Source organism: Aliiglaciecola sp. (genome assembly GCF_039982535.1).
GTDB lineage: Bacteria > Pseudomonadota > Gammaproteobacteria > Enterobacterales > Alteromonadaceae > Aliiglaciecola.
This window is the reverse complement of record NZ_JBDWYG010000062.1, coordinates 31335-45237: the sequence shown is the minus strand read 5'-3', so window position 1 is coordinate 45237 and position 13903 is coordinate 31335. Positions and strand designations below refer to the sequence as shown.

The following is a 13903-nucleotide window of genomic DNA, read 5'->3' as shown; positions in this document are numbered from 1 at the left end:
TATCAAGTTATCATGCAATTAGATGCATCGCGAAATGATGACTTAAAAATTATTAATAACTTGGTGCGCAGCATAGTACAAAGTGAAGATGGCAAAGTCTGGTTGGGTACTACAGATGGTATTAGTATTTATGATACATCCGAGAATACGGTTTTTTCCATCGACCAACAAAATGGCCGCTATATAGGTTTAGGCAATCCATTTATTATAAAAGCCTATAAAGACAGCAATAATTCTATTTGGTTTGGTACCCATGCATCTGGGCTTTTTCAATATCACAAACTATTTTCTGCGATTAAACATTTCAAAACCGTAAATGAAAAAATGCCTGGCATTAGTAACAGTGTTTGGGGTTTCGCAGACAATGGAAATAATACAATCTGGATTGCCGCATTAACTGGGGGAGTGAGCCTTTATAGTACTCAAACTGGTCAATTTAAGCGCTTTTTAGAAGACTCCACTACCCTAGTTTGGGATATAGAAATTGATGAGAATAAGCGATTATGGCTTGCTACTGACAGTGGTATTCACATCTACGAGTATAAAAATGACAATTTAAACCATGTGAAGTCATTATTCTCAGGTATGCCAATAACCGAATTAGAACCAATGGATGGACATTTCTGGGTAAAAGATATCAAGGAACACTCTTATTTGGTTAACGCTAAAAACCTAAATGAACCATCTTCAGAAATTTCTTATAAAGGATTAAATAGCGGCGTTATTGCACAGCTATTATCGGATAGTCAAAATAATATTTGGCTAAAAACCGATGCAGGCATCTATGTTACAGATCAAAATTACAGCAACTCAACCCGTATTTTATTACAAAATAATTTAGATGAAGCCCAACCTGTGGTTTTCAACATTCATGAAACTGACGAAGCGTTTTGGGTATCTACAGGTAAACATGGGATTTTCAAACTTGACAAACAAAGCTATGCGCCCATCGAACAAATTCATCCTCGAGGTTATAACGTTAGAGGCATAGTAGTTAATTCAGTGTTAGATAGTAAAAATTCAACAACAGTCTGGCAAAGTAATCAATCGGAAATTTGGCAAATATCTTTGCAAAATGGTGAATTACTCCAGTTAATCCCCCGACAAATATTGGATTACAACGACTTGAATCAAGGGGCAACCTTGATGACTGCCGAAGGTATGTTATTTTTTGGCGGAACAGATGGCTTCCATGTGTTCAATCCGGAAAAATTAACCGACTTAACCTTCGGAAACACGGATAATTTGCATAGCTTACCCCGCTTAGCCCCCCCGAAACTTACTGAGTTAAGGATCCATAATAAACCTGTTGTTATCGGTGCTGAAGATTCGCCATTGATTAAACCTTTGAGTTTAACCAATTCAATTTCGTTATCTTATGAAAGTATTCCCTTCGCTATTTATTTCAATAACATCAACTCTTTGTATCAAGATGAAATAAACTACCGTTATAGATTGTTGGGCTGGCGAGATACGTGGATTGAAACAGGCAGCGATGAAAAGTTTGCTTCTTTTTCCATTGAGACCTATGGAAACCATGTTTTTGAAGTACAAGGGCGCATTGGTAAAGGCCCATGGTCCGACTCTGCAAAACTGAACATAGAAATATCACCGCCATTCTGGTTAGATACTCCTGCTATGGCTTTATATGGTATGTCTGCCATTCTGGTGCTACTGCTAATGTTACGACAGTACAGACGCAAGCGCGCAGTACAGATTGCGATTAAAGAAAGTGAAGAACGTTTAAAGCTTACGCTTTGGAGTAGTGGCGATGAGCTTTGGGACTGGGATGTATACAGAGGCCAGGTATATAGGGCAAATACATGGGGTACCATGGACTTCCCTCAAGACGACATCCGCTCGAATAGCTCTTATCAAGCTAATATACACCCCAACGATATGCTCCGGGTTCAGGATGCGTTAAAGACCCATATAGAGAAGAAGTCCGATTATTTCCAAGTTACCTATCGGGCTCGCACATTCAAAGGGGATTGGGTTTGGATATTAGATAGAGGGATGATTGTTAAACGAGATAATAATGATCAGCCTATTAGGATGACTGGCACACTCAAAAATATCAGTCACCTTAAACAAGCTGAAGAACAATTAAAGCTTTACAAACGTTCTATAGAGACTATCTCCGACGGTGTATTTATCACCGATACAAGTTTTCACTTTATTTCAGTTAATCAATCTTACTGTGAGTACACTGGCGAAACCCGTGAACAAGCGTTGGCAAATTACCTTAAATTTAATCAATACCCTGAAGCATTTACAGAAGAAGTGAAAAAAGCATTACGTCAAAAAGGCAACTGGAACGGAGAAGTTGAATCAACCCGAGCCAATGGCGAGCGTTATGAAATGGAATTGAATGTAGACGCCATTCATGGTGAAGATGGCAAAACCACCCATTATGTAGGTGTTTTCTCAGATATTACTTCTCGTAAAAGCACGGAAAAAGAGCTTCTCAAGTTAGCGAATACCGATCCTCTTACGGAAATGCCAAATCGTTCATTTTTCCAAGCCAGCCATCACAATTTAGTGCGCAAAGACGTTCCCCATGCATTAGTTTGTTTAGACATGGACAATTTCAAAAAGATTAATGATTCGTTAGGCCACCAAACTGGCGATATTTTAATTAAGCAAATTGGTAAAAGACTGCAGAAAATTACCGGCAACAATGCCACATGTTACCGCTTAGGTGGAGACGAGTTCAGTATCCTAGTAGACCGTGAAGAAGATATGCAACGCATAAACCATTATGCTCAGCGAATTCTTGACCAAATGGCTCACCCGTTTTTGATCAACAAACAAGAGTTCGTGCTAGGTGCAAGTGTCGGTATTGCTTTCTACCCTGAAGATGGTACTTCTACCCAAGAGCTTCTGAAAAATTCTGATACAGCCATGTATTTTGCTAAAAATGCTGGCGGCAATAAATACCAATTCTTTAGCGGAGAAATGAATCAAAATGCAGTCCGTCAATTACAAATTGAAAACCTGATACGCTATGGTTTAAAAGACGATCTGTTTACTGTTTTCTATCAACCTAAGGTCGATATAGCTACGGGTAGACTCGTGAGTATGGAAGCCCTAGTGCGTTTTGAACACCCCGATAAAGGTATCGTCAGCCCAGCTCAATTTATTCCATTAGCGGAAGAAACAGGCCAAATAATCGATATTGGTGAACAAGTGCTTCGCAAAGCATGTGAAGATACTAAACGTTGGGTTTCACAAGGCTTATTCACTGGCCGAGTTGCCGTGAACATCTCGGCACGTCAATTTGAATTACCCGATCTTGATGATCGAATTTCTCGTATCCTACAAAAAGTTGGTTTGTCCCCCCTTCATTTGGAGTGTGAGATAACTGAAGGTACGTTAATGCAAAATCCTGAACAAGCGTTGCAGATGATGCAAAGATTACGTGAGAAGGGCATACACCTCGCTCTAGATGACTTTGGAACAGGCTATTCGTCCCTAGCCTACTTGAAAAAATTCCCCCTAAACACCTTGAAAATTGATAAAGCCTTTATTGACGATATAGCCATTAGTAGCGTCGACAAACATATGACGGCCGCAATAATAAATATCGCGCATAATTTAGGTTTAAAAGTGGTAGCTGAAGGCGTGGAGCAAGAAAAACAATTAGAAATCCTCAGTCTTTATGATTGTGAAATGCTACAAGGCTATTTATTCAGTAAACCCCTCAATGCCACTAAGTTTGAAAGGTTGTTAACCGAAAACGTCCATATTAGCCAATTTATTAGTAACCAATAACCTTACGTTAGACAAGGTTAGCCCTTTTAAAAATAGACTTCGCCACCCACCCCAACACCGCTATGTCAAAATCTAGGCGGCAATATTCCGACTTTTTTAATTAGTCAAAAACCACGCTACGTTCAAAATTAATATTTGGATCTGTTAAATCGAAAATATTTAAAACAACCTCAAACAATTGATTTATATGCATTATTTAAGGTTCCCACAATCAAAATCGTTATTAATTAGGTAAAATATTTCAACAAAAATTAAAGTTGGCATATTCCTCGCAGATATATAAATGATTGACAAAAAATTGTCAGTTTTAAAATTAAAATAATACAGAAGTATCAAAGAGGAACCAAAAAATGTTAAAAGCTTATGCTGTAGCACTAATGCTAACTACTACCCCTGCTAGCGCAAATTTAGATGGCGCTAATATCACTAACCAGCAAAAAACTGTATCAACTGCTTCAAATAAGGTTCTTAAGCCTGGTGGCGGTATTGGATTCGAGTCAAACAAGGTTCTTAAGCCTGGTGGCGGTATCGGATTCGATTCACACAAAGTTCTTAAGCCTGGAGGCGGTATTGGTTTTTAAGTGCTAATGCATTGGAATTTATAATATGACATGGACAGTATTTGAAGAAAGAGAGGTTATCCTCTCTTTTTTTTGCCTGCTTTATTTAAACCTGCAATAAAATGTTATTAAAGCCTCGAGATTGACGCAAAGCGACTCGTTGAGAAATCGAAAACATGGGAAGTATCACTGGACCAAACATAAGCCCTGCAACAGCCCACTTTTTTGCAGGTAGTGCAGTTTTGAATGCTTGAACATAATAATAAACGCTAAAAACTATACAGCTTAATATCGCTAAAATCATCTTACCTACCCGAGTGAAATTCTAATTGCGCAAATTATACCCAAGCCAAATAGCAAAACCAGACGTTTTAGTAATATCAAATATAAAAGTCGAGCTAAGCCCGACTTTTAACATTTTAATTACATAAAATGAGCAATTAATTAAACTTAAAATTTATTAATCACCCGAAATTCGTAATGAATTCAGTGGCTCAATAGAAAGTATCTTCACTTTCAGCCATCTCAACCAATTTAGTTGCCGGAGTATACTTATCACCAAACTTAGTTTTGTAATACTGTAAACGCTCCACAACCAATTTAGCACCGAGCTTATCCATATAGTGGAAGGGACCACCAAGAAATGGAGGAAATCCGATACCAAATATTGCGCCAATATCTCCATCCCTTGGATTGCGGATAACACCTTCTTGTAAACACATAACTGCTTCATTTAGCATCAACATTACGCAGCGCTCAGATATCTCTGCCCCACTCATGCTTTGCTCAGGTTTTATACCAAGCAATTCATAAACGCTCTCATCCACTTCTTTACCTGGTTTTTTGCCTGAATAGTCATAGAAACCACGTTTGTTCTTTTTACCTTTACGATCATCGGCAAGTACTTTATCAAATGCATCTGCTGACTTAAATCGGTCACCAAATTGAGCCATTAAAATAGGAATGATTTTAGTACCTACATCAATGCCCACTTCATCTAGTAACTTAACCGGTCCCACAGGAAAACCAAATTTCACTAGGGACTTATCAATATGCTCAATTGGCTCGCCTGCTAATAAAATATTAGCCGCTTCGTTCATGTAAGGAGCAAGAATACGATTAACATAAAACCCTGCTCCATCTTTTACCACTATAGGGGTTTTACCCTGTTTGCGGGCCAATTCCACGGTAGTGGAAATGGTTTTATCTGAAGTATTGTCATGGGCAATCACTTCCGCTAACGGCATCTTATCTACAGGAGAAAAGTAATGCAGACCAATAACTTGTTCAGGGCGAGCTGCCTTCTCTGCAATTTGACCGATAGGAATAGAAGATGTGTTAGAAGCAAAAATTGTATTTTCATTACAGTTCTCTTCTACATCCTTCACCATCGCCTGTTTTAAGGCAAGATCTTCAAAAACCGCTTCAATAACCACATCGGTATCTTTAAATCCCGAGTAGTCGACACTGCCAGTTAACAACGACATTTGTTGTTGCATTTCTGACTTGCGCATAAATCTACGTTTGACCTTTTTATTCAATAGATCAAATGAGTATTTCATGGCATTGGCCACACCCTCTGAACGTATATCTTTGATTCTAGCGGGTAAGCCAGCTTTGGTAGCCGTTACAAACGCAATACCACCGCCCATTAGTCCACCGCCTAGAATGCCAACCTTTTTCAACTGGCCAGGCTCTACGCCACTCACACCTGTTTCTTTTTTCATTTCAGTGGTCGCAAAAAAGATATTACGCAACTGCTCAGATTCAGGGGTCATAACCAAATAAGCAAAATTCTTAGCTTCCACTGACATACCTGCATCTATGCCTTTATTGATGCCTGTTTCGATACAATCAATAATCAGTTCAGGTGCCGGATAATTGCCTTTGGTCTTACTTAAAGTTTGTTTTCTGGCTTGTTTGAAAAGTGTATTTCGACCCACAGGGGTTTTCTCTAAGAACTGACTCGTCAAATTCATTTTGAGCGGCTTACGCGATGGCTTTGACTTCAACGCCATTTCGGTCGCCACGTCCATCAGGATCGAACGCGGTACCATATCATCAACAATACCGTATTTAAGCCCCTGCTTAGCCCTTACAGGTGCACCTGTAAGCATCATTTTCATGGCTTGCTGAATACCTATTAAACGAGGTAAACGTTGAGTGCCACCGCTTCCAGGTAACAAACCTAATTGCACTTCTGGTAAACCCAATTGAGTTTTTTTATCGTCACTACATACTCTGGAGTGACAGGCTAATGCTAACTCTAGGCCGCCGCCCAGTGCTGGTCCATGGATTGCTGCAACAAAATGAACCCGCATATTTTCAATACGCTGAAATATTTGCTGTCCACCGGTGGCAATCACCTCTACGTCATGAGCAGTTTCACAAGACGCCAACATGCTAATGTCAGCTCCGGCAATGAAAGAGTTCTCTTTGCCGCTAACAACCACAACACCTTTAATTTTACTATTACTTTCGATTTCATCTAACATCACGGAAATTTGCTCTGCAAATTCCATTTTTAGTGTGTTCATCGACTCGCCTGGCACATCGATAGTTAAAATCGCTACACCATTGTCTTGCACGTCCAGAGTGAAGGCGCTATTTGTTTGAGATGCTTCAGGCACTTGAGATTCTTCGCCTACTTGTGTTTCTTCAGTCTCTATATTCGCTTTTTCCACGGAATTCCCCTTACTCTGTTTCAACAATCATAGCGGCACCTAGTCCGCCAGCAGCACACGCAGTTACCAAACCAGCCCCACCGCCTTTGCGGTTAAGGTCGTTTAACATTTGGGTGATCATTCGCGTACCCGTTGCTGCAAATGGGTGCCCATAAGCAATTGAACTTCCCATTTGATTAAATTTATCCATATCGATTTCACCCGTTGCTTTGCTTCTACCAAGCTTTTCTTGGGCAAACTTGTCGCTGGCAAACATTTTAAGATTCGCCAAGGTTTGTGCTGCGAAGGCTTCGTGCATTTCGATTAAGGTTAGATCGTTTAGGGTCATTCCCGCTCTATCTAGAGCAATAGGTGACGCATACGACGGCCCCATTAGCATATCTTCCCACACGTCTATAGCAGCAAAAGCATAGCTGCGAATATACCCTAAAGGTTTATAACCTAATTCTTTAGCGCGGCTCTCGGTCATCATAACGATGGCAGATGCTCCGTCAGTCAAAGGCGTAGCATTTGCAGCTGTCACTGTGCCGTGCTTCTTATCAAAAACAGGACGAAGTTTGGCGTAACCTTCTAAGGTTGAATCAAATCTGACGTTATTATCTTTTTCCAACGCACCTTTGTAAGGTTCTGCGTAAGCGGTCATCACTTCATCGGCTAAATTCCCATCATTCCAGCTTTTCGCTGCTAAGGAATGAGAACGATGAGCAAGAGCATCTTGATCTTGACGGGAAATATTATGGGTTTTTGCCATTTGTTCTGCCGTTTGTCCCATGGATAACCCCGTGGAATACTCAGCTACAGCAGGTGGAACAGGTAATAAGTCTTTAAAACCAAGCTTTTTAAATACATTCCACTTTTGACCAAGGGTCTTGGTTTTTTGCAAGTCAGTTAGTGCTCTTGCTAAGTTTTTAGAAACCCCAATTGGCGATACCGAAGTAGAATCCGCTCCCCCAGCAATACCAACGGCGATATTGCCTGCCATCATAGATTCAGCGATATTAACTGTGGCTTGAAAACTAGTGGCGCAAGCTCTTGAAACGGAATAGGCATCTGTATGCACATTCATTCCAGTACCTAATACGACTTCTCGAGCAATATTAGGCGCTTCAGGCATTTGTACAACTTGACCATATACCAATTGTTCCACTAAATTAGCGTCTAGGTTATTGCGAGTCATCATTTCATTAACGACTAACTTTCCTAAATCAACAGCGGGCACGCCATGAAAATAGGTCGCCATTTTCGCAAAAGGGGTGCGTAGACCCGCCACTATGGCAATCCTATCGCCACCGCGGGTAGTAACTGTTTGTTTTGCTGACATTGTTTGTCCTCATTTTTTTGCTAGCCAGAGTGGTCTGACCTGTAAAGTATAACGCAATTGTACAGAGTGTTAGATAAATTTCAAATTCTAGTTAACAAATTAACTTTTCGCATCGATTCCTGACTATTTATGCGATTTGTAACATTGTATTTCTAAAAGGGAACCTTATATAAAAAGATGTGTCAGTATGTAGCGCAAAATGCAGATAGCAATTATCACGTTTTATCCTTTTTCATCCTAGTTAGGACAAATTAATGGCAGTTGAACAATTCAAACGACTACAGGCGTACCTAGATTCGCAAGTCATCGGACAAAACAACCTAACCCACAATATTATGATTGCCTTGTTGGCAAATGGACATTTACTGGTTGAAGGTCCTCCTGGACTAGCTAAAACCCGAGCGGTAAATGCATTAGCCCAAGGAATTGAAGGTGATTTTCATCGTGTTCAATTTACTCCTGATCTTCTTCCTGCCGATTTAACCGGTACTGATATTTATCGTCCTGAGACGGGAGAATTTGTTTTTCAAAAAGGTCCTTTATTCCACAACCTAGTACTTGCAGATGAAATCAATCGTGCTCCAGCTAAAGTTCAATCGGCTTTGCTTGAAGCTATGGCAGAAAAGCAAATCACAGTAGGCAATAAAACCTATCCGTTGTCTGACTTGTTCTTAGTAATGGCCACACAGAATCCAATTGAGCAAGAAGGAACCTACCCATTACCTGAAGCCCAACTTGACCGCTTCTTAATGCACTTAGAAATAGATTATCCAGGTGCAGAAACCGAGTTGGAAATTTTGCGGTTAACTCGCGATGAAGCCCTCGGTAGCCAAAAAGTTAACGCAGATATAATGAATCAAGCAGATATTTTTGCCGCTCGCAAAGAGGTGCTGCAAATTCATTTAGATGAAGCCTTAGAAAACTATATTGTGGAATTAATCATAGCCACTCGTACACCGGAGAAATATGATCCGCAACTGGCTAAATGGATTGAGTTTGGGGCAAGTCCAAGAGCAACCATTTCCTTAGACAAGTGTGCTCGAGCGCATGCTTGGTTGATGGGTCGAGAATTTGTAGGCCCAGACAATATTCGCGCAGTATTCCATAACGTATTACGCCATAGATTATTGCTCAGTTATGAAGCCGAAGCTGAGGGTATCGATGCAAATCAGCTCTTGGACCGCATTTTAACACTTGTTCCAGTACCATAGATTTTATCCTATGCAAGATGTATCAAACTGGTTGACTCGGTTGCATGCTGATGGTGTTTCCCTAAACATCAAAGAGTTATTGTATTACCAAAAAAAAACTAGCCTACTTAATTTATCCCCCCGCAAAACGATTCAATCAAAGTTAGCGGGGAGCTATTTGGCGAAAACCAAAGGTCGCGGAATGGAATTTGATGAAGCTCGTCACTACCAACCCGGTGACGACATCAGAGCCATAGATTGGCGGGTTACTGCCCGTTCAGGTAAGACTCACACAAAGTTATACAGAGAAGAAAAAGAGCGACCCATTTTTATTTTGGCAGATCTCTCTCCTTCCATGCACTTTGGTACTCAACTATTTTATAAATCTGTTCAGGCAGCCCATTTAGCGGCACTAATTGCATGGTCAGCAACCAATCGTGGTGACAGGATTGGTGGTTTAGTGTTTAACCAACATCAACATCGAGAATTTAAACCACTGACACGGAAAAAGGCGGTTTTAGGCTTGCTGCATGGATTAATTGAGGTGCATCAGCCGAATAACCTGCAACCAGGCAACTTTCAGTTTTCTGATGCCTGCGCACGTTTACGCCGACTAGTTCACCCAGGTAGTTTAGTGTTTGTTTTAAGTGATTTTCAAAACCTCAATGAGGGAGCAAAACAACACCTAAGCCGCATCTCAAGGCATAGTGAAGTGATTGCTTATTCGATAACTGATCCCTTTGAACATGCTTTACCTAAGGTAGCTAACGCACAAACAGTTGAAATTACCGATGGTCTCGATCAGCAAACTTTAGTGTTAGGAGAAAAAAACGTTTCTCTGCAATATCAGCGTTCACATCAACAACAATATGAGCAAATATCCCGTACATTGCAGCAAAGTAAAACCCAATTATTAAACGTCAGTGCGGCTAGTCCCATTGAACAACAGTTGGTTGGAAATCGTGGAGAGAGCGCATGAATCCACTCGATCAATTAGCCGATATTCAGTTACCTCAAGAAGTTAGTATTTGGCCTCTCGCTTGGGGATGGTGGGTGTCTGCAATTTTAGTTTTACTCATCTTAGTCAGTATTATTTATGGCACCCGACTCTACATATTAAATCGAAGGGCCAAAAAGGCAGCCATTGCCGCGCTTTCGGCCATTGATTTGAGTCAGAAAAATGCGATTTCACAGATTAATATTGTGCTAAAACGTGCAGTGTTAAGTTACTTCCCAGAAGAACAAGTTGCCTCTTTACATGGGCCACAGTGGAGCGCATTTTTAACCAATCAATTATCGCAAAAGCAACAACAGCATATGCAACAGAAGATTGAAGAATTGGTCGATTCGTTATATCAACAAAAAGCAGAAAAAGATCCTCAACAAGCTGCCCTGACCGCAAAAACATGGTTAACCTCTGCATTGCCACCGAAACGAAAGTCCGAGAACGTGACGGCGATGAAGGAGGCTGCAAATGTTTGAGTTTGCTTGGTGGTGGGTACTATTTGCATTACCACTGCCGCTGTTAGCGCTATTGCTACCTAAAAAGGACTCTCAGCAAGGAGCTGCGTTACGTGTACCAGCTTTGACTGACAATATCCAAACAAGTACTAAAAAAGTGGGGCCCAATCGAATTAATTTGATCCTCGCTATTTTAGCTTGGATAGCCTTAGTTGTTGCCGCCGCTCGTCCACAGTGGTTAGGCGAACCGGTGAATATTCCTTCTGAGGGACGGGATTTAATGCTAGCGGTAGATCTATCTGGCAGTATGAATCAAGAAGATATGGTAGTGAATGGTCGCCGCGTAAACCGTTTAATCATGATTAAAAGCGTATTAAGTGACTTTATTGAAAGACGTGTTGGCGACCGACTTGGTTTAATCTTGTTCGCAGATACAGCGTACTTACAAGCTCCCCTCACCTACGATAGAAAAACCGTCGAACAATTACTGCTAGAAAGTCAAATTGGTTTAGTAGGTGAACAAACCGCAATTGGCGATGCAATAGGTCTTTCCATAAAACGTTTCGCCAGTAAGGAAGAGTCTAACAAAGTCATTATTTTATTAACCGATGGGCAAAATACCGCCGGTAATATAACCCCTGCGCAAGCTAACGAACTGGCCATCAATAATGACGTCACTGTCTACACCATAGGTGTGGGCGCTGATTCGATGATTACCCAAGGGATTTTTGGCCAACGACAAACTAATCCTTCAAGAGATCTCGATGAAAAAATGCTAACTGAACTGGCAGAGTCCACTGGTGGACAATACTTTAGAGCCAAGGACACCCAATCTTTGCAACAAATTTACAGCATTTTAGATGCCTTAGAGCCCATCGAAAGAGAAAATCGACAGATGCGCCCACTACAAGCCCTTTATTTCTACCCATTAATGTTAGCGCTTATTTTAAGTTTTTTAATTGGTGTTAAAAGTGTATTGCCATGGATAAATCAGCGTCTATTTGGGAGGCTACAATGATTGATTGGAATAGCTTTCATTTTTTAAGACCGGAATGGTTTTTTGCACTAATCCCCTTATTATTGTTGTTAATTTTGTTGATGAACATTCATAGACGTCAATCTGGATGGCAGTCTGTGGTGGCAAGTCACCTTTATCAGCACCTTATTTCAGAAAAAGGTAATAGCCAAAGACGTCCGCCTTTTACCCTAGTGGCATTGGGTTGGATTATAGCAGTTACCGCTTTAGCTGGACCAACTTGGGAGCGACTCCCACAACCCGTGTTTCAACTCAATGCTGGAAAAGCGGTAGTATTGGATATGTCCATGTCCATGCGTTCTACAGATTTGAAGCCTGACAGGTTAACTCGAGCCAAATATAAAGCGATTGATTTAATAAATGAAATTGCAGAAGGTGATGTAGGTTTAGTGGCATATGCTGGCGACGCGTTTACCATTAGCCCATTAAGTTCTGACGCTCAAAATTTAACAGCCTTACTACCTAGCCTAACACCGGAGATCATGCCGGTTTCTGGCAGTGAACCCTACCTTGGCCTTAAAATGGCCGCCGATTTGTTAAAGAATGCCGGTTTTTTAGAAGGTGAAATATTTTGGATCACCGACGGTGTCGAGGTTTCTCAGTTAGCTGAACTCAATAGTTATATTGAAAGCCTACCCTATCGCATTTCCATTTTAGGTGTTGGTACGGCCCAAGGTGCGCCTATTCAATTGCTCGATGGCGACTTCTTGAAAGACGATCGGGGCGCAATTGTAGTGCCAAAAATGGATGCACAAATATTGTCTGGCTTAGCTCGCAAAAGTGGCGGTAAGTTTTATGCTATTTCAGCAAATGACAGTGATATTAAATATCTAACTCAGCAAAAGCTAATTAATCGCGAAACCATGTCGGACAAAGATGACAGTGAACAGTTCGGCGATGAGTGGCAAGAAGCTGGCCCTTATTTGCTTTTACTTTTATTACCCTTAGCGGCATTTGCATTTCGAAGAGGTTACGTCGCAATCTTTGTTGTTATGATGATGGGCAATGCTTTCACACCTCAACCAGCATTTGCTAAAGGGTGGCAAGATTGGTTTAAAAACAGTGACCAACGAGGATTAGAAGCACTGCAAAACGAACAGTATGAGCAGGCCGCAAATGAGTTTAAAAACCCAATGTGGCAAGGTGCCGCCCAGTACAAACAAGGAAGCTATCAAGCAGCCTTAGATGCGTTCTCCCAAGCCGAAGGTCCGCAAGCCCTTTACAATCAAGGAAATACTTTAGCGCAACTTGGTGAACTCGATGAGGCCATAAAGCGATATGACGAAGTTCTCGAGCAGCAACCTGACCATGCTGACGCCTTGAAAAACAAAGAAATTATTGAACAGTTAAAGGAGCAGCAAGAACAACAGGAGCAGGAGCAACAGCAAGATCAACAGGGAGACGACTCTGAAAATCAGCAGTCGGAAGATCAGCAATCGGAACAACAGGATGGTCAAGATCAGCAGTCTCAACAGGATCAACAAAACCAAGAGCAGCAAAATCAAGATCAGCAATCCCAACAAGAACAACAGAATCAAGAGCAGCAACAGCAGTCACAGAACGAACAAGACTCCGAGCAAAATCAGCAAGATTCTCAACAAGACGATGCTAAGCAAAATGATTCCGAACAAGAAGCTCAAGCTGAACAGCAAAAAAGCGATGAAGAGCAACAAAACGAACAACAACAAACTGCAGAACAACTGCAACAAGCAGACGAACCAATGACGGATGAAGAGCGTGAAGAAATGCAGAGAATGCAAAACTTATTGAATCGTGTCCCTGATGATCCGTCCTTTTTATTAAAACGCAAAATGCAGTTAGAAAATCAACAAAGACGTCGTCAACGCACGCCAAGCCAGTCGAAGAGGAATTGGTAA

Annotated in this window: 9 protein-coding genes; 7 read left to right on the top strand and 2 right to left on the bottom strand. The window is 41.1% G+C overall.

Features of this window, described 5'->3' with window-relative positions; translation table 11 throughout:
* Both ABJV04_RS17080 and ABJV04_RS17075 read left to right on the top strand, forming a co-directional pair.
* Window positions 1–3774 (top strand): EAL domain-containing protein (locus tag ABJV04_RS17080; protein WP_348492796.1); only part of this gene is annotated, 3774 nt, incomplete at its 5' end.
* Window positions 3775–4124: 350 nt separating this feature from the next.
* Window positions 4125–4355 (top strand): hypothetical protein, encoded by a 231-nt coding sequence (locus tag ABJV04_RS17075; protein ID WP_348492795.1) that lies wholly within the window; start codon window positions 4125–4127, stop codon window positions 4353–4355.
* A gap of 473 nt (window positions 4356–4828) precedes the next feature.
* Here ABJV04_RS17075 and fadJ read toward each other — a convergent pair whose 3' ends face one another.
* Both fadJ and fadI read right to left on the bottom strand, forming a co-directional pair.
* Window positions 4829–6964 carry a fatty acid oxidation complex subunit alpha FadJ gene (gene fadJ / locus ABJV04_RS17070; RefSeq protein ID WP_348492798.1) on the bottom strand — a complete coding sequence of 712 codons (2136 nt, stop codon included), beginning with the start codon at window positions 6962–6964 and terminating at the stop codon, window positions 4829–4831.
* Window positions 6965–7028: 64 nt separating this feature from the next.
* Window positions 7029–8339 (bottom strand): acetyl-CoA C-acyltransferase FadI, encoded by a 1311-nt coding sequence (gene fadI / locus ABJV04_RS17065; protein WP_348492794.1) that lies wholly within the window; start codon window positions 8337–8339, stop codon window positions 7029–7031.
* A gap of 254 nt (window positions 8340–8593) precedes the next feature.
* Between fadI and ABJV04_RS17060 the strand changes: the two genes are divergently transcribed.
* The 5 genes from ABJV04_RS17060 to ABJV04_RS17040 are packed head-to-tail and all read left to right on the top strand — an operon-like array spanning window position 8594 to window position 13903.
* Window positions 8594–9550 carry a MoxR family ATPase gene (locus ABJV04_RS17060; protein WP_348492793.1) on the top strand — a complete coding sequence of 319 codons (957 nt, stop codon included), beginning with the start codon at window positions 8594–8596 and terminating at the stop codon, window positions 9548–9550.
* A 10-nt stretch (window positions 9551–9560) separates the two neighbouring features.
* On the top strand, window positions 9561–10508 hold the full coding sequence (locus tag ABJV04_RS17055; protein ID WP_348492792.1) for a DUF58 domain-containing protein: 948 nt from the start codon (window positions 9561–9563) through the stop codon (window positions 10506–10508).
* Window positions 10505–11011 (top strand): DUF4381 domain-containing protein, encoded by a 507-nt coding sequence (locus ABJV04_RS17050; protein ID WP_348492791.1) that lies wholly within the window; start codon window positions 10505–10507, stop codon window positions 11009–11011. The genes ABJV04_RS17055 and ABJV04_RS17050 overlap by 4 nt, the downstream gene beginning before the upstream one ends.
* Window positions 11004–12008, top strand: a complete 1005-nt coding sequence (locus tag ABJV04_RS17045; protein WP_348492790.1) for a VWA domain-containing protein — start codon at window positions 11004–11006, stop codon at window positions 12006–12008. The genes ABJV04_RS17050 and ABJV04_RS17045 overlap by 8 nt, the downstream gene beginning before the upstream one ends.
* Window positions 12005–13903, top strand: a complete 1899-nt coding sequence (locus ABJV04_RS17040) for a VWA domain-containing protein (protein ID WP_348492789.1) — start codon at window positions 12005–12007, stop codon at window positions 13901–13903. Before ABJV04_RS17045 ends, ABJV04_RS17040 begins: the two co-directional genes overlap by 4 nt.